Genomic DNA, 17,780 nt, shown 5'->3' on the forward strand with positions numbered 1-17,780 from the left:
TACCCCATTTTTTATTGAATTCTCTGCTAAAAACGGTTATTATCAAAGTAGGTAAGTCTGTTCAATAGACAAATGACATCGTATAGAGTGCTTAAGAAAAGCAAGGAGAAACTATGAAGCTACCACGTTTTGGTGTTGAAGAATGGCTTAATGTCCATGAAAAATCTGCCATATATGATATCGCAGGAGTTTCAATTAAGGCCCTCACAATGGAAGAATTATTTGACCTGTCAGGCCTTGATAAGGACGCCTTTTTTGCCCAACTGCTAAAGAAAAAGATGGATTACGGCTGGATTGAGGGGGCACCAGAGTTCAAAACTCAGGTGGCTAGTTTATACAAGAACATGCCGGTTGATAATATCCTCCAAACCAACGGGGCAACGGGAGCGACGATGCTAGCCCTTTACGCTCTTATTGAGCCTGAAGACCATGTCATCTCCATGTATCCAACTTATCAGCAGCTCTATGACATTCCTAAGTCACTAGGAGCAGATGTGGATCTCTGGGCGGTTGAAGAGGACAAGGGGTGGTTGCCTGATTTGGACCAACTCCGTCGTCTGATTCGTCCTAATACAAAGATGATCTGTATTAACAATGCCAACAATCCTACCGGTGCCCTTATGGACGCTGCTTACCTCGAGGAGCTAGTGGCTATCGCTAAAGAAGTAGACGCCTATATCTTCTCAGATGAGGTCTATCGCAGTTTTGACCAGCCTGCACCTTCTATTGTGGATTTGTATGAAAAGGGCATTGCCGTCAATAGTCTGTCAAAGACCTATTCCATTCCTGGTATTCGTGTGGGTTGGGTTGCTTCTAACACAGAGGTGGCGGATATTCTGCGTGACTACCGCGACTACACGATGATTTGTGCTGGTGTCTTTGATGATATGGTGGCTACCCTTGTCTTGGAAAATAAAGAAGCCATCCTAGAACGTAATCGTCAGATTGTAGAGGAAAATCTAGCTCTTATGGATGCGTGGATTGCCAAGGAACCTAAGGCGTCATGGATTAGACCTGCTAGTGTTTCCACCTCTTTCGTCAAATTAGATGTGAATCGTCCTATCGAAGATTTTGCTTTAGAGCTTCTTCAGGACTATGGTGTTCTTGTGGTTCCGGGTAACCGTTTTGACAAGGAGTCCCATGTTCGCATCGGTTATTGCTGTGACAAGGAAGTCCTTCAAAAGGGCTTAGAAAAATTGTCGCAATTTCTTAATAAATGTTGACAATACCACTAATTTCAAGTAAAATAAACGAGCAAAAATTATATTTATACAGGAGTTTCTTATGAAAAAACTTTTCCTTGGAGCCATGGCTCTCCTTGCTGCCGTTACCTTGGTAGCATGTGGGTCAAAAAAAGACGCTTACGAATCTATTAAAGAAAATAAAAAACTTGTCGTGGCTGTCAGTCCAGACTATGCACCATTTGAGTTCAAAACTTTGGTCGACGGTAAAGACCAAGTTGTCGGTTCAGACATCAAGTTGGCACAAGCTATCGCTGATGAACTTGGGGTTAAACTTGAAGTGACAACTATGAGCTTTGACAATGTCCTTTCTAGCCTTCAAGCTGGTAAGGCTGATATCGCTATCTCTGGTATCTCAGTAACAGATGAACGTAAGAAAACCTTCGATTTCTCAGATCCTTACTACGAAACACAAAATGCTATCATTGTTCGTAAAGATCAAGAATCTACCTACTCAAGCCTAGATGCTTTCAAGGGTAAAAAAGTAGCTGTTCAAAAAGGTACTATCGAAGAAGGACTTGCTAAGAAACAGTTAAAAGACTCAACAGTCGTATCACTTACAGCAATGGGTGAAGCTATTAACGAAGTTAAGTCTGGCCAAGTTGATGCTGTTGACCTTGAAAAACCAGTAGCAGAAGGTTACGTGGCACAAAATCCAGATTTGGCTTTGGCAAGTGTTGCCCTCAAAGTTGATGATGGTGATGCTAAAGCAGTCGCTATGGCTAAAGGTAATGACAAATTGAAAGAAGCAGTAAACAAGGTTATCAAGAAATTGAAAGACAATGGTACTTACGACGAGTACATCAAGGATGCTTCTAAATACACAGCAGTTGAATAAAAGAGAGCTAGAGGATGATTCCTCTAGTTTTTTGTATGGTAAAGCCCCTGATAATCTCCAATAAGACTTAGAAAATAGTGTTGACATCAAAATTACTCAAACTTAAAAGATATTTCTTGACAGAAAAAGATCAGTCTTGTATACTTGAATAGAACGTGTAAAATGTTACATTATCTTGAGGAGGTGAATTCAATGTCAAAAACAGTAGTACGTAAAAACGAATCACTTGACGACGCTCTTCGTCGTTTCAAACGTTCTGTGACTAAAGCTGGTACTCTTCAAGAGGCTCGTAAACGTGAACATTACGAAAAACCTTCTGTAAAACGTAAACGTAAATCAGAGGCAGCTCGCAAACGTAAAAAATTCTAATTAAGAATGAAATTAACAGAAAAAAGCTTGAGATTACTCAAGTTTTTTCTTTTTCCTCGAATAAATAAGTCTCTTGGTATAAAAAAATAAGACGTCTGATAGTTCAGGCGTCTTAAGTTTCATATGCTTTTAGGTGAACAAATAAAGATTATTTGTTTGCAAGAAGATCGCGGATTTCAGCAAGCAATTCTTCTTGTGATGGAGCTGCTGCTTCTTCAGTAGCTTCTTCTTTTTTATCGAGAGCTACAGCGTGGTTAGCAGCTTTAACAACGAAGAAGAGGGTAGTACCAACGATGATGAAGTTGATAATTGCACTCAAGAAGTTACCGTAAGCGATACCGTTCCATGACAATTTAGAGAGGTTTTCAACGTTAGCAGCTTTAACAACTGGGTTAAGGATAACTGGAGTGATAATATCACTTACAAGTGAAGTGATGATAGCGTTGAAGGCAGCTCCCATAACAACGGCTACAGCAAGATCAAGGACATTCCCCCTGAATAAAAAATCTTTAAGTTCTTTAATCATTTTGATAATGATTCCCTTCTTTTATTTATTTTTAATAGTTTATCCAATTTTGTAATTCTTGACAAGGGATTTGCTCATGAAAAATCAATTTTATTTTACTTTCATTTTTCATCGTGTTATAATTAGAAGTAATGCAATTATGGTAAGATAGGGGGCAGTTAGATGGTAATTGATAAAGCTTTAATAGAAGATATTAAGAGCAGTACCAATATCGTCGACGTGATTGGTGAAGTTGTCAGTCTTAATCGCGCAGGTCGAAATTACCTCGGTCTCTGCCCCTTCCATAAGGAGAAAACCCCCTCATTTAATGTTATCGAGGATAGGCAGTTTTATCATTGTTTTGGTTGTGGAAAGTCTGGGGATGTCTTTAAATTTTTAGAGGAATACCGTCAGATTTCTTTCCAAGAAAGTGTCAAGGTTCTGGCAGACCGCTTAGGTATTGCAGTTACGATAGATGCACCAAGACAGGCTCAGCAGCAGAATTCTCCTAATCAAGCCTTCTATGATCTTCATGAGGATGCGCTTAAGTTTTATCACGCAGTTCTGATGACGACTAAGATAGGAGAAGCAGCGCGTGCCTACCTCTATGAGCGTGGTATGACTGACGATTTACTTAAGACCTTCCAGATTGGTCTAGCCCCTGACGAACCAGATTATCTCTATCAGTCTGTATCAAAAAAATATGACGAAGAGGTGCTGACAGAATCAGGTCTTTTTAATCTTTCTGAAAGTAATCGTCTTTTCGATACTTTTAAAAATCGAATCATGTTTCCGCTTAAGAATGAGTTTGGAAAGACTATCGGTTTTTCAGGACGTGTTTGGACCAAGGACGATATTGAAAAAGGACAAGCCAAGTACAAAAATACGAGGGCTACCCGCATTTTCAATAAGTCTTACGAACTCTACCACCTCGATCAGGCTAAGCCGGTGATTCAGAAGACCCATGAGGTCTATCTGATGGAGGGATTCATGGATGTCATTGCCGCTTATAGGGCTGGGCATGTTAATGCTGTGGCTTCTATGGGGACGGCGTTGACTCCTGAACATGTCAATCGTCTGCGTAAACTCACCAAGAAAATTGTTCTGACCTATGATGGTGATAAGGCTGGGCAAAATGCGATTGCCAAGTCTCTTGAGCTTTTATCGGATTTTCAAGTTGATATTGTTAAAATTCCAGACAATATGGACCCTGATGAATATCTACAGAAAACATCCGAAGAGGCTTTGGGGAAACTTTTGGTCGAGTCCCGCATTTCAGATGTGGAATTTTGGATAGGACAGCTCAAGCCCGCTAATGTAGACAATCTTCAAGCAGAGATTGCCTATGTTGAGCAGATTGCTAAGATTATTGCCAAGTCACCTTCTGTGACAGCACAAAATTCCTACATTTCTAAGGTAGCTGACCTTTTGCCAGACTTTGATTTTTTCCAAGTCGAGCAAGCGGTCAATAACGAACGGTTGACCATGAGGAATCAGCAGACGGCTCAATTATCGGCTGCTAGTAATAGTGCTTATGAGTCTTCAGCGTCAGGACTCAGAGGAACGGTCAAACTACCTTCTACACCTAAGATTACAGGTCTTCGTCGGGCGGAAAATCAACTCTTCCATCGTATGCTTAATCATCCTATGATTTTGAATGACTATCGCATGAGAGAGGAGTTTTTCTTCCAAACACCTGAGTTAGAGGAGCTTTATCATATTCTGAAACAAGATGGTCAGATTGATACCGTAGCTTTGTCTCTACTTTCTCAAGAGATGCAAACAGCCTATTATCAGGTTTTAGAGGAGATTTTACCACCTGAAACTAGTCTTGAAGAAGTTCAGGCTATCGAAGAGCGTAGAAATCATTTTTTGAGGGAACAGGACTTTCGTAAGCAAAGTAAACAAATAAGAGAATCAAGTAACCACGGTGATGTGGATGCAGCGGTGGAAGCCCTGCAGATGCTCATCGCCCAAAAACGAGATATGGAGTAACACATGGCAAAGAAAAAACAAAATACAGCATTTAGCGTTCAAGTCGCTGATTTCATTCGTAACCACAAAAAAGCTGGTACAGCAATTGATGATGAAGTCACAGAAAAACTAGTTATCCCATTTGTTCTTGATGCTGATGGGATTGATGACCTTTTGGAACGTTTGACAGACGGTGGTATCTCTATCACTGATAAGGACGGAAATCCTTCATCTAAATATGTTGTTGAAGCCCCAAAACCAGAAGAATTGACAGACGAGGAGCTTCTTGGTTCAAACTCAGCTAAGGTCAATGACCCTGTTCGTATGTACCTCAAAGAGATTGGGGTAGTGCCTCTCTTGAGTAACGAAGAGGAAAAAGAATTGGCTATCGCTGTTGAAAATGGTGACTTGGAAGCTAAACAACGTTTGGCAGAAGCCAACCTTCGTTTGGTAGTCTCAATCGCTAAACGTTATGTGGGACGTGGTATGCATTTCTTGGACTTGATTCAAGAAGGTAACATGGGGCTTATGAAAGCCGTTGATAAATTTGACTACTCTAAAGGTTTCAAATTCTCAACTTATGCGACATGGTGGATCCGTCAAGCAATCACTCGTGCTATCGCAGACCAAGCACGTACCATCCGTATCCCAGTTCACATGGTTGAAACTATTAATAAATTGGTACGTGAGCAACGTAACCTCTTGCAAGAGTTGGGACAAGATCCAACTCCTGAGCAAATCGCTGAACGTATGGATATGACTCCAGATAAGGTTCGTGAAATCCTTAAGATTGCTCAAGAGCCAGTTTCTCTTGAAACACCTATCGGTGAAGAAGATGATAGCCATTTGGGTGACTTTATCGAGGATGAAGTTATTGAAAATCCAGTAGATTACACAACTCGTGTGGTTCTTCGTGAACAATTGGATGAAGTGCTTGATACTCTTACAGACCGTGAAGAGAATGTTCTTCGTCTTCGTTTCGGTCTTGATGATGGGAAGATGCGTACTTTGGAAGATGTTGGTAAAGTCTTCAACGTTACTCGTGAACGTATTCGTCAGATTGAAGCTAAAGCCCTTCGTAAATTGCGCCACCCAAGCCGTAGTAAACAACTTAAAGACTTTATTGAAGACTAAGATAGTAAATGGAAGGGGCCTGATTATTAGGCCCTGATTTTGGAGGAAAAGCTATGTCTGAAGTAAAATACACTGAAGCAGAAATTGAAAAAATCAAAGACCGTATCTTGGAAGCCTTAGAAATGGTCATTGATCCAGAGTTGGGGATTGATATTGTCAACCTTGGCCTCATTTACGATATCCGTTTCCAGCAAGATGGTTATACTGAAATCGATATGACCTTGACGACTATGGGATGCCCCTTGGCAGATCTTTTGACAGACCAAATTTATGACGCTATGAAAGAAGTGCCAGAAGTCACTAAGACTGAGGTTAAGTTGGTCTGGACACCAGCTTGGACTGTTGAAAAGATGAGTCGTTATGCCCGTATCGCCCTAGGTATTCGTTAGGAGAAATCTTATGAAAACACTGGCTATCGTTGTTCCTTGTTATAACGAGGAAGAGACTATTCATCCTTTTTTAGAGGCTTGTCAGGCAGTTGAGCGACAAATGGCCAACCAGTTGGCTTTCAACTATTACTTTGTCAATGACGGTTCAAAAGATCGCACCTTAGAAGTTCTAAGACAGGTTTCAAAGCAATTTGAAAATGTTCACTATCTCTCTTTCTCTCGTAATTTTGGGAAGGAAGCAGGTTTACTTGCAGGACTTGAAGCAGCCCAAGGTGACTACGTCACAGTTATGGATGCCGATCTTCAAGATCCCCCTGAACTGCTCATCGAGATGTATGCCAAAATCCAAGAAGGTTACGACGTTGTCGGGACAAGACGTGCAGACCGTAAGGGTGAGCCACCTATTCGTTCACTCTTTGCTAAGGCCTTCTATTGGTTGATTAATAAAGTTTCTGATACTGAAATGGTGGATGGGGCACGTGATTTCCGCTTGATGACTCGTCAAGTCGTTGATGCCATTCTTGAGCTCAAGGAAGTCAATCGCTTTTCAAAAGGCCTCTTTTCTTGGGTCGGCTTTGACGTGGCCTACGTCTCTTATGAAAATCGTGAACGTGTGGCGGGAGAGACTTCATGGTCTTTCTGGAGCCTATTGAGTTACTCACTTGATGGCTTTATCAACTTCTCAGAAGTACCCTTGAAGCTTGCCACATGGGCAGGGACCTTCTCATTCTTGATTTCTTTGGTTGGAATTATTTTCGTCATCATCAGAAAGTTGACCATTGGTGGAAGCGTAGCTGGTTGGGCGAGCCTTGTCTCTATTATCCTCTTTATAGGGGGGATTCAGCTCTTAGCGCTTGGAATCATCGGTCACTACATTTCCAAGATTTTTTTAGAAACCAAGAAACGACCAGTGTATGTTATTAAAGAAAAAGGGTGAAATTTCACCCTTTTTTTGTTAGAATTAAAGTGCTATTAATGAAAATTACAAGGAGAAAAATATGATTCTAGTAACAGGTGCAAATGGCCAACTCGGAACTGAGCTTCGTCATCTTCTTGACGAACGTAACGAAGAGTATGTAGCAGTAGATGTGGCAGAAATGGACATCACTGATGCTGCCAAAGTAGATGAAGTATTTGCAGAAGTAAAACCAACCTTGGTTTATCACTGTGCTGCTTACACAGCTGTTGATTCTGCTGAAGATGAAGGTAAAGAGCTTGACTATGCTATCAACGTGACAGGTACTGAAAATGTTGCTAAGGCTGCTGAAAAACATAGTGCAACATTGGTTTATATTTCAACGGACTACGTTTTTGATGGTAAAAAACCAGTCGGTCAAGAGTGGGAAGTTGATGATAAACCAGATCCACAGACAGAGTATGGCCGTACAAAACGCATGGGTGAAGAGTTAGTCGAAAAACATGTGTCAAACTACTATATTATCCGTACTGCATGGGTCTTCGGTAACTATGGTAAGAACTTTGTCTTCACTATGCAAAACCTTGCTAAGACTCACAAGACACTTACAGTTGTTAATGACCAACACGGTCGTCCAACTTGGACACGTACTTTGGCAGAGTTTATGACTTATTTGGCTGAAAATCGTAAGGAATATGGTTACTATCACTTGTCAAATGATGCAGCAGAAGATACAACTTGGTATGACTTTGCGGTTGAAATCCTCAAAGATACTGATGTTGAAGTGAAACCTGTTGATTCAAGCCAATTCCCAGCTAAAGCTAAACGCCCACTTAACTCAACAATGAGTTTGGATAAGGCTAAGGCTACAGGATTTGTCATTCCAACATGGCAAGATGCTTTGAAAGAGTTCTACAAACAAGAAGTGAAATAAGAACTAAAATATAGAAGATGGTTTCGTACCATCTCAGAATGAAGACAAACATCGTTTTTGATGTTTGTCTTCATTCTGAAGGGATCTCTAGAGGTCCCTTTTTCTGTTTGCATTAGGCAAAAGCCTTGTAAAATGGTATAATTGACTAGATTATAGACTTGTTAGAAAGGGGATTTATGCAACACGTATTCATTATCGGAAGTCGTGGACTTCCAGCAAAATACGGTGGTTTTGAGACATTTGTAGATCAATTAGTCTCCAACCAAGTTTCATCCCAAATTAAATACCATGTTGCCTGCCTTTCTGATAAAAAGGCATATGAGCATTTCGAATATAAAGGTGTAGATTGTTTCACGATTAAGGCGCCTAAATTAGGACCGGCTCGCGTTATTGCCTATGATATGATGGCTATTAATTACGCTTTGAAGATAATACATGAGGAAATTATAGAAGAACCGATTTTCTATGTTCTAGGAAATACTATAGGTGCTTTTGTGGCTCCCTTTGCTACTAAGATTCATAAAATTGGTGGTAAATTCTACATTAATCCAGATGGCTTGGAGTGGAAACGAGCTAAGTGGCCCAAGCCAGTACAAGCTTATCTAAAGTACTCTGAGAAAGTAATGACAAGACATGCTGACTTAGTTATCTCGGATAATCCAGGAATTGAAACCTATATTCAAGGAGCCTATCCGTGGTCTAAGACAACTTACATTGCTTATGGAACTGATTTATCTCTGACAACACTGACTCATCAGGATGCCAAAGTTAGAGATATTTACAAGATGTGGAATACTTACGAGAAAAACTATTATTTGATTCTTGGTCGTTTTGTTCCAGAAAATAACTATGAAACGGCCATTCGTGAGTTTATGAGTTCCTCAACAAAACGTGATTTAATTATTATTTGTAATCATGAGGGCAATGCTTATTTCGAGGAATTGCGTTCCAAGACACAGTTTGATAAGGATCCACGTGTGAAGTTTGTTGGAACAGTTTATGATCAAAATCTATTAAAATATATTCGCAAAGAAGCTTTTGCTTATATTCATGGTCATGAAGTTGGAGGAACCAACCCTGGCTTACTGGAAGCTATGGCACAAACTGATTTGAATTTAGTATTAGGCGTCTCATTTAACCGGTCAGTAGCTCAAGATACAGCTCGTTATTGGAAAAAAGATGAAGGCAATCTGTCGCATTTGATTGATCAAGTAGATGGCGTTTTAGATTACTCTGAACTAGGTAAGTTAGCTAAGGAGAACATGAAACAGAACTTTACTTGGAAAAAAATTGTAGGTAAGTACGAGGAGCTATTTTTATCATGAAAGTAAATATCTTACTGTCAACCTACAATGGTGAGCAGTATTTAGCAGAACAAGTGAAGAGTATCCAAGAGCAAACCTATCAGGAGTGGGAACTTCTCATACGTGACGATGGTTCATCTGATGGAACAGTCGAACTTATTAAACAACTGGCTAAACGAGATCCACGTATTCACTTTATTAATGAGAATCATATCGAGAATGTTGGTGTGATCAAAAGTTTCCATGCCCTACTTAAGCATGGGGAGGCAGACCTTTACTGTTTCAGTGACCAAGATGATTTTTGGCTTCCTGAAAAAATCTCACTCCAAGTGGCAGAGGCCAAAAAGTATTCTCAGGATAAACCTTTACTCATATACACTGATTTAAAGGTAGTGGATGAAAATTTGTCTGTCCTCCATGAGAGTATGATTCGTACTCAGTCTGACCATGCGAATACTGAGTTGATTCAAGAGTTGACTGAAAATACAGTTACTGGTGGCGTTGCCATGATTAACCATGCTTTAGCAGAACTATGGACTGGTGAGGAAAAGCATGACTTACTGATGCATGACTGGTATCTAGGTTTGCTAGCTTCTGCCTTTGGTAACTTAGTCTATATTGATGAGCCAACTGAGCTCTATCGTCAACATAGCAGTAATGTCCTTGGAGCTCGAACTTTGCGAAAGCGGATGAAAAATTGGGTTAGACCCCATATCCTTTTTGCCAAATATTGGAGTCTTATCAAAGCTAGCCAAGACCAGGCTAGAAATTTGCTGGAACTCCCGTTAAGTTCACAGAATAAGGAAATCATTGAAAACTTTGTAACAATTATGGATGCTCCATTTAGAGAACGTTTAGCACGTATACGAAAATACGGTTATCGAAAAAATAGAGCATTTCACACAACTGTGTTTACGACATTGATTCTTACAAAGTTTGCATATAGAGGAGAAAAAGATGTTAGACTTTTTTAGTCAGAAAAATCGTATTTTGTTACGAGAAATGGTTAAAACCGATTTTAAATTGCGCTACCAAGGTAGTTTAATCGGTCATTTGTGGTCTATTTTGAAACCACTTATGCTCTTTACAATTATGTACTTGGTATTTGTTCGCTTCTTACGTTTTGATGACGGAACACCGCATTACGCCATTGGCCTCTTAATCGGTATGGTTACATGGAGTTTCTTTTCAGAAGCGACGAGTATGGGGATGATGTCAATTGTATCAAGGGGTGACTTGTTACGAAAATTGAATTTTTCAAAAGAAATTATTGTTATTTCATCAGTTGTTGGAGCTTCAATTAACTATGTGATTAACCTTCTTGTTGTCTTTGTTTTTGCCTTGGTAAATGGTGTTAATTTCTCATTAGGATGGTTGACAGTTATTCCATTGTTTGCTGAACTCTTTCTTTTTTCAGCTGGTATTGCCTTTGTCTTAGCAACGCTCTTTGTTAAGTACCGTGATATTGGTCCGATTTGGGAAGTAGTTATGCAAGCTGGTATGTATGCGACACCTATTATCTATTCGTTGACATTTATTTTACAACGTGGACAAGTTAAGATTGCAAAACTGATGATGTTGAATCCTTTAGCACAAATTATTCAGGACTTGCGACATTTTATTGTCTTCTCAGGTAGCTTACGTGGTTGGGATTTAATTGGTCATAAGGCTATTGCTATCATTCCGTATTTCCTACCACTTGTTATCTTTGCTATTGGTTACTACATTTTCCATCATCAAGCTAAAAAATTTGCGGAGATTCTCTAATGACAGAAAAGAAAATTGCAGTTAAAGTGGACCATGTAAGTAAGTTTTTCAAATTACCGGTTGAGTCTACTCAAAGTCTTAGAACTGCCTTAGTAAATAGATTTAAAGGGATCAAAGGCTATAAAGAACAACATGTCCTGAAAGACATTGACTTCGAAGTTGAGGAAGGTGATTTCTTCGGAATCGTGGGACGAAATGGTTCAGGGAAATCAACATTATTGAAGATTATTTCTCAAATTTATGTTCCTGAACAAGGGACGGTTACCGTAAATGGCAAAATGGTTTCATTTATTGAACTTGGTGTCGGTTTCAACCCTGAATTAACTGGACGTGAGAATGTTTATATGAACGGAGCCATGCTTGGCTTTACGACGGCAGAAGTTGATGCCATGTATGATGAGATTGTTGAGTTCGCAGAGCTTGAAGATTTTATGAACCAAAAACTCAAGAACTACTCGTCTGGTATGCAGGTCCGTTTGGCTTTCTCTGTGGCTATCAAGGCACAGGGTGATGTTCTTATTCTTGACGAGGTTCTTGCAGTAGGTGATGAAGCCTTCCAACGTAAGTGTAATGACTACTTTATGGAACGTAAGAAATCAGGGAAAACAACAATTCTTGTAACCCATGATATGGGGGCTGTTAAGAAGTACTGTAACAAGGCTATTTTGATTGAGGATGGGTACATTAAAGCCAAAGGCGAACCTAGAGACGTTGCCAATCAATATAGTTTTGACAATACAGAACAAGTAATCACTTCAGAACAATCTGGAATTGAAAGAAGTGGTTCGCTTGTGGAAAATCTGAAGTTATCACTATTGTCTTCTAAGAGAGCGACACCAAATGAACCAATTTCATTTGATTTGACGTATACTCTGCTAGAAGATGTGCCTACTTATATTGCTATCTCATTTACAGATATTGATCGTAATATTTGGATTTATAATGATAATACGATGGACAATTTAACAAGTGGCAAGGGTGATGTTAAAGTAAACTATCAGTGTTCACTAGCAGGGCTAAACGATATTAAGTTAAAACTCGAAATTACTGTAAGGGATGCGAATAACCAAGTTCTAGCCTTTCTTCCGGCTGATGAGATTCCAGTTATTGTTCTAAATAGGAATGATATTGATGATGATGATGAGTCAGCTAAAGATTCTGCAACTGGTATTATTCAAAGAAATGGGAAGTGGAGTTTTTCTTAAGAGAAAAAAGGGAAGTTTGAATGAAAGTATCGATTATTTGTACCAATTATAATAAGGGGGATTGGGTACGAGAAGCTATGGATAGCTTTCTCAATCAGAAAACAAATTTTGATTTCGAGATTATTATCATTGATGATGCTTCAACAGATCATTCGTATGAGATTATTCAAGAGTATCAAAATAAGTTTCCTGAAAAAGTTAGAACTTTTCGTAATGAAGTGAATCTTGGCATTGCTAGAACTTGGAAAAAAGTTTGCCAAGAAGCTAAGGGCCAATACATCGCGAGATGTGATAGTGATGATTTTTGGACGGACCCATTAAAACTTCAAAAGCAGGTTGATTTGCTAGATGCTTCAACAGATTCACTATGGTCAAATACCGAATTTGACATGGTAGATCTAGACGGAAATATTTTCCAAAAAGATGCCTTTGCTAATAAGGCACTTCCTTTGATTGATTCTTACGAAGAGATGCTTGTCATGAAAGGAATGACAATGGCTTCAACCTGGTTGGTTGATACCGCTCTTATGCAAGATGTATCTGCTCAAATTAGTGATACTGCCACAGATGATACATTTGAGTTACAACTTGAATTATTCAAACGCACTAAAATTTCTTTTTTGAGTGATTCCACTACTGTATATCGTATGAATTTAGGATCTGATTCAAAACCTATGACATTGGAGACTGCCGAAAGGCGGTTCACAGGTATCTTAGATTCTCAAATTAAATATCTCAACAAGTATCCAGATCAGGATATTCAAAGAATTTCACACTTGGCTCTTGTTAAGGATCGTGATTTGGATATCTTAGTTTTTAAAAAAGACCGTCAGATAGAAGATTTAGATTTAAGACTGAATCAGGTGTCACGAATTTCTCATGACCAAAATGAGTATATTGAAGTCTTGAAGAAAGAAAATCAAGATTTTCAAAGTGAGTTGAATCGTATACAGAGTTTATATGATGACTTACAAATCCAATATAACAGTGTTGTTACTTCGAGAAGATGGACAATACCAACTAAAATTATTAATTTCTTTAGGAGAAGTAAATGAAACGTCTATTGCTTTATGTTCATTTCAATAAATATGATCATATTAGTCGACATGTATTTTATCAGCTTGAACATATGAGACCATTGTTTGATAAATTGATTTTTATTTCAAATAGTCGTCTTAGTGAAAGTGAAGTACAAAAGCTTCGTGATAAACACTTGATTGATGATTTTATCCAACGTGAGAATAAAGGCTACGATTTTGCTGCTTGGCATGATGGTATGGAATTTGTTGGATTTGATAACTTGAAACAGTATGATTCTGTCACTGTTATGAATGATACCTGTTTTGGTCCGCTATGGGATATGGCACCAATCTATGATAAATATGAATCAAATCCAAATGTAGATTTTTGGGGTATGACTAATCATCAAGGAATCAAGGCTGGTGATATTTATATTCATGAACATTTGCAATCTTACTTTATTTCATTTAAAAAACGTTTAGTTGAATCTAGTGTTTTCCAAAAGTTCTGGAAATCAGTTGAGAGTTTCGAAGATGTTCAAAAGGTAATCGATAATTATGAAACTCTTTATACCAATAAGTTTATGGATGCTGGATTTAAGTATGAATCGATTCTTAATACGATTCCACTAAATGATAAGTTTTTCCATAGTAATTTTACAATTCATTATCCTCATGTTTTGCTTGATGCAGGGGTTCCATTTATTAAGGTTAAGACATTTGATTTAACCCAGCACCTTGCACCTTATTTGCTTAAGGAAATTGAGAATAGAACGGACTATCCGGTAGAATTCATTTTGTCACACATGTCGGATATGAGTTTACCGACTCCGCCTTATTTACTTGATCGCAAAGTCATTGAGGAAAGCTCACAGACATATTCAGACACTAAAAAAATTGCTGTACATCTTCACGCCTACTATATCGACTTACTCGAAGACTTTTTGAAGCAATTTGAGAATTTTCACTTTACTTATGACCTCTTCTTAACAACGGATTCAGAAGAGAAGAAGGAAGAGATCCAGTCTATCCTTGATAAGAATGGAAAAGTAGCTCGAATCTTTATTACTGGGAATCGTGGACGTGATGTTATTCCAATGCTTAAGTTGAAAGATGAACTTTCTGCTTATGATTATATTGGACATTTCCATACGAAAAAATCACCAGAATACCCTTATTGGGTTGGAGATTCATGGCGAAATGAACTTTTCTCAATGTTAATTCAACCTGCTGATAACATTATTGCAAATCTAGAACGTGATGATAGGTTAGGGCTTGTAATTGCTGATATTCCAACTTTCTTCCGTTATACTAAAATTGTGGATCCTTGGAATGAGAATCGTTTTGCCGAAGGAATGAATGATTTATGGGAGCGTATGAATCTTGGTCGAGAAATTGACTTTGATAAGATGAATACTTTTATCATGAGTTATGGAACATTTATTTGGTTCAAGTATGATGCTTTGAAACCATTATTTGACCTTGATTTGCAAGATGAAGAAATCCCAGCAGAACCAATTCCACAACATACCATTTTGCATTCAATTGAGCGTATTCTAGTTTACCTTGCATGGGCAAGACGTTATGATTATGCGATTGCAAAAAACGATATCTATATTACGCCTTTTGTAGATAATGTTGTGTTAAATATCCGACCTGATACTTTACCAAATACCTATATTAATTTTGATAATATCGGTGGTATAAAAGGTGCTCTCAAATATATTATTGTAGGTCCAGGAACTGCTGTGAAGTATATTTTGAGAAGAATAAAGAGAAAATTTAAATCTAACAATATGAAGGAGAAATTATGACAGAAAAAATTGCGGTGCTTTTACCAGCTTATAATGAAGAAGTGACTATCCAAAAGGTTATTGCTGATTTTCAGAAAGCACTTCCAAATGCGGATATTTATGTTTATGATAATAACTCTAAAGATAAAACTAATGAATTAGCAAGAGAAGCCGGTGCTATTGTGCGTTTTGAACCTAGACAGGGTAAGGGAAATGTAGTTCGATCTATGTTCCGTGAAATTGATGCTGATTACTATATTATGGTTGATGCTGATGATACTTATCCTGCAGATGAGGTAGAAAAACTTTTAGAGCCGTTACGTTCAGGAATGGCTGATATGACCATTGGTGATAGGTTGTCAAATGGTACTTATGCTGAAGAGAATAAACGAGGTTTTCATGGTTTCGGTAATAATTTAGTCAGACTTCTAGTGAATAAATTATATAAGGGTAATTATCAAGATATTATGACTGGTTACCGTGGCTTTAATCGACTTTTTGTTAAGACCTTTCCAGTTCTTTCGCCTGGATTTGAAATTGAGACAGAGCTTTCTATTCACTCATTAGATAAACGTTTTAAATTGGTTGAGGTTCCGATTACCTATCAAGATAGACCAGAAGGTAGTGAATCTAAGTTGAATACTTTTTCAGATGGTTTTAAAGTTTTGAAAATGATTTTTAACCTTTTTAAAGATTATAAACCTCTATTGTTCTTTAGCTTAGTTAGTCTTGTATTATTCATTTTAGGTCTATGTGTAGGGATTCCTGTAGTAACTGAATTTGCTAAAACAGGATTAATTGATAAGATGCCATCAGCTATTTTAGCAACGGGGTTGATGATTCTTGCCGCTTTATCTTTTATTGCTGGTTTTATTCTAGATACACTAGTAAGACAAAATAGAATGCAGTATGAGTTGAAAATCTATGACTTTTATAAGGACTGATAAATCTATTATGGAAACAATAAAAGATAATTTTTTGAGTAGAAAAGGTTATAGTAATGTTGTGCTCACAATCATTCTGATGGTTACTCTACTTACGGGATTAGTGTCGATTACTTTGAGAAGCCCTATGGTGGGATTAGATGAAATGGGGCATTACGCAAGGAGTATTGAACTTTCAAATGGTAATTTACTTAGTTTACAGGATGGAAATCCTGCACTTGCTGGAGGAAAAATTTCAAATACACAATATGAATTTATAGAAAAAGCTAAGCAAGTTCAATCGGGTAATTCTACTAAGTATAAAGCGACGGATAAAGATTGGTATCATAAATTTTCTTCACTTCCTTATACTAATCAGAAAAGGTTTTATGTGAATACAAATACTGTTCCCTATACACCTTTTTCTTACTTACCATATGTTTTTACAGCTTATTTGTCAAAAATTATTGGAATAAAGCCTGTTACAGAATATTTGTTAATGAGACTTATTGGTTTCTTAACCTATTTTCTTTTGTTTATATTAGCTATTAAAATTACACCAGTTGGGAAGTTTACTTTAGCATTTATTTCTACTATTCCGACTGTAATAGTTAGTTGGACGAATATTTCTGCCGATGGTTATATGGTTGCAATCTCAGCTTTATTCTTTGCTGTAATATTGAGAGTGGTTTATTCTTTAAAGCAAGGAAAAAACATTACTTTGAATGATGTACTAGCTGTCTCAATTGTAACGGTATTATTATCAATGGGGAAAATTCCAATATTCCTATATTTATTTTTGCTATTACCGCTTGCATTTTTACTGAGAAAAAGATCAAATTTTGAACATAAGGCATATTTTTATTTATTATTTCTTTTTGGTCTTAGTTTTTTGGTAACTGTATGGTGGGTATTGATTGTTAAGAACATTAATACAGGTGCCTATTTTGGTAGAAATGTAGATACGTTCAAGCAGTTGAGTTTTATCTTATCAGATATCCCAAGTTTTTTAACCTTACTTGCTCGTACATTATTGGGCTATAATTTTTTTGTATATACCATTGGATATACGAATGATTTAGCTGTTTATGCAATTCCAAAGTTGTTTACATACTTAAGTGCTACAGCACTGGTGTTATCAGTATTTACTAAATACAATAGTCAAAACTATCTAAAAGCACCAAGAAATATTTATTTTAAGTTGTTTGAGATTTCAAAATATTTAATCTCTTTTGCTTTTATTGTTTCGGTATTTATCATACTTTACTTACAGTTCTCGGAAATTGGTAGTCATACCATTGATGGAGTTCAAGAACGATATTTTATCCCGATTTACTTCATTTTATTAAGCATAATTCCTAAACGAAAAATATCATCTGGATTGTACCTGACTATAATTTCGTTATTGGCAATTTTACCAGCGATTTCTTACTGGTTAATTCTTTTTAATCAACTCTAGAAATGGAAAA

Annotated in this window: 17 protein-coding genes; 16 read left to right on the forward strand and 1 reads right to left on the reverse strand. The window is 37.6% G+C overall.

What is annotated here, in order from left to right; all coding sequences use genetic code 11:
* The first annotated feature begins 113 nt into the window (after positions 1-113).
* The 3 genes from HMPREF2571_RS07455 to rpsU all read left to right on the forward strand — a co-directional run bounded on the left by HMPREF2571_RS07455 (position 114) and on the right by rpsU (position 2,448).
* Positions 114-1,223, forward strand: a complete 1,110-nt coding sequence (locus tag HMPREF2571_RS07455; protein ID WP_049554122.1) for an aminotransferase — start codon at positions 114-116, stop codon at positions 1,221-1,223.
* A gap of 61 nt (positions 1,224-1,284) precedes the next feature.
* On the forward strand, positions 1,285-2,079 hold the full coding sequence (locus tag HMPREF2571_RS07460) for an ABC transporter substrate-binding protein (RefSeq protein ID WP_002886806.1): 795 nt from the start codon (positions 1,285-1,287) through the stop codon (positions 2,077-2,079).
* Positions 2,080-2,271: 192 nt separating this feature from the next.
* Positions 2,272-2,448, forward strand: coding sequence for a 30S ribosomal protein S21 (gene rpsU, locus HMPREF2571_RS07465; RefSeq protein WP_002884573.1), 177 nt, complete (start codon positions 2,272-2,274; stop codon positions 2,446-2,448).
* 148 nt (positions 2,449-2,596) lie between these two features.
* Here rpsU and mscL read toward each other — a convergent pair whose 3' ends face one another.
* A complete protein-coding gene (gene mscL, locus HMPREF2571_RS07470; RefSeq protein WP_045768500.1) occupies positions 2,597-2,974 on the reverse strand; it encodes a large conductance mechanosensitive channel protein MscL in 378 nt (125 codons plus the stop codon).
* A 162-nt stretch (positions 2,975-3,136) separates the two neighbouring features.
* On the opposite strand from mscL, the gene dnaG reads away from it, so the two are divergent.
* The 13 genes from dnaG (at position 3,137) to HMPREF2571_RS07535 (ending at position 17,770) form a co-directional block, all read left to right on the forward strand.
* Positions 3,137-4,948 carry a DNA primase gene (gene dnaG / locus HMPREF2571_RS07475; RefSeq protein ID WP_070847583.1) on the forward strand — a complete coding sequence of 604 codons (1,812 nt, stop codon included), beginning with the start codon at positions 3,137-3,139 and terminating at the stop codon, positions 4,946-4,948.
* Positions 4,949-4,951: 3 nt separating this feature from the next.
* On the forward strand, positions 4,952-6,061 hold the full coding sequence (gene rpoD / locus HMPREF2571_RS07480; RefSeq protein ID WP_070847586.1) for an RNA polymerase sigma factor RpoD: 1,110 nt from the start codon (positions 4,952-4,954) through the stop codon (positions 6,059-6,061).
* A gap of 53 nt (positions 6,062-6,114) precedes the next feature.
* A complete protein-coding gene (locus HMPREF2571_RS07485; protein ID WP_002886809.1) occupies positions 6,115-6,450 on the forward strand; it encodes a metal-sulfur cluster assembly factor in 336 nt (111 codons plus the stop codon).
* A gap of 10 nt (positions 6,451-6,460) precedes the next feature.
* Positions 6,461-7,387 carry a glycosyltransferase family 2 protein gene (locus HMPREF2571_RS07490; RefSeq protein ID WP_070847588.1) on the forward strand — a complete coding sequence of 309 codons (927 nt, stop codon included), beginning with the start codon at positions 6,461-6,463 and terminating at the stop codon, positions 7,385-7,387.
* Positions 7,388-7,448: 61 nt separating this feature from the next.
* The gene (gene rfbD / locus HMPREF2571_RS07495) at positions 7,449-8,300 is read left to right on the forward strand and encodes a dTDP-4-dehydrorhamnose reductase (RefSeq protein WP_070847591.1); all 852 of its coding nucleotides are present in this window, start codon (positions 7,449-7,451) and stop codon (positions 8,298-8,300) included.
* 176 nt (positions 8,301-8,476) lie between these two features.
* Entirely contained in the window at positions 8,477-9,625 is a 1,149-nt protein-coding gene (gene cps2T / locus HMPREF2571_RS07500; protein WP_045772217.1) for a beta 1-4 rhamnosyltransferase Cps2T, read from the forward strand.
* Positions 9,622-10,578 carry a glycosyltransferase family 2 protein gene (locus tag HMPREF2571_RS07505; RefSeq protein WP_045772218.1) on the forward strand — a complete coding sequence of 319 codons (957 nt, stop codon included), beginning with the start codon at positions 9,622-9,624 and terminating at the stop codon, positions 10,576-10,578. The genes cps2T and HMPREF2571_RS07505 overlap by 4 nt, the downstream gene beginning before the upstream one ends.
* The gene (locus tag HMPREF2571_RS07510; RefSeq protein WP_014634840.1) at positions 10,562-11,371 is read left to right on the forward strand and encodes an ABC transporter permease; all 810 of its coding nucleotides are present in this window, start codon (positions 10,562-10,564) and stop codon (positions 11,369-11,371) included. The genes HMPREF2571_RS07505 and HMPREF2571_RS07510 overlap by 17 nt, the downstream gene beginning before the upstream one ends.
* Entirely contained in the window at positions 11,371-12,576 is a 1,206-nt protein-coding gene (locus tag HMPREF2571_RS07515) for an ABC transporter ATP-binding protein (protein WP_070847594.1), read from the forward strand. The genes HMPREF2571_RS07510 and HMPREF2571_RS07515 overlap by 1 nt, the downstream gene beginning before the upstream one ends.
* Positions 12,577-12,596: 20 nt before the next feature.
* Positions 12,597-13,631 carry a glycosyltransferase family 2 protein gene (locus HMPREF2571_RS07520; RefSeq protein WP_045768505.1) on the forward strand — a complete coding sequence of 345 codons (1,035 nt, stop codon included), beginning with the start codon at positions 12,597-12,599 and terminating at the stop codon, positions 13,629-13,631.
* Entirely contained in the window at positions 13,628-15,409 is a 1,782-nt protein-coding gene (locus HMPREF2571_RS07525) for a rhamnan synthesis F family protein (protein WP_070847596.1), read from the forward strand. Before HMPREF2571_RS07520 ends, HMPREF2571_RS07525 begins: the two co-directional genes overlap by 4 nt.
* The gene (locus tag HMPREF2571_RS07530) at positions 15,406-16,332 is read left to right on the forward strand and encodes a glycosyltransferase (protein ID WP_045768507.1); all 927 of its coding nucleotides are present in this window, start codon (positions 15,406-15,408) and stop codon (positions 16,330-16,332) included. The genes HMPREF2571_RS07525 and HMPREF2571_RS07530 overlap by 4 nt, the downstream gene beginning before the upstream one ends.
* Positions 16,333-16,342: 10 nt before the next feature.
* A complete protein-coding gene (locus HMPREF2571_RS07535) occupies positions 16,343-17,770 on the forward strand; it encodes a DUF2142 domain-containing protein (RefSeq protein WP_225901268.1) in 1,428 nt (475 codons plus the stop codon).
* Positions 17,771-17,780: the final 10 nt, after the last annotated feature.

This window comes from Streptococcus sp. HMSC068F04, from assembly GCF_001837455.1.
GTDB lineage: Bacteria > Bacillota > Bacilli > Lactobacillales > Streptococcaceae > Streptococcus > Streptococcus salivarius_D.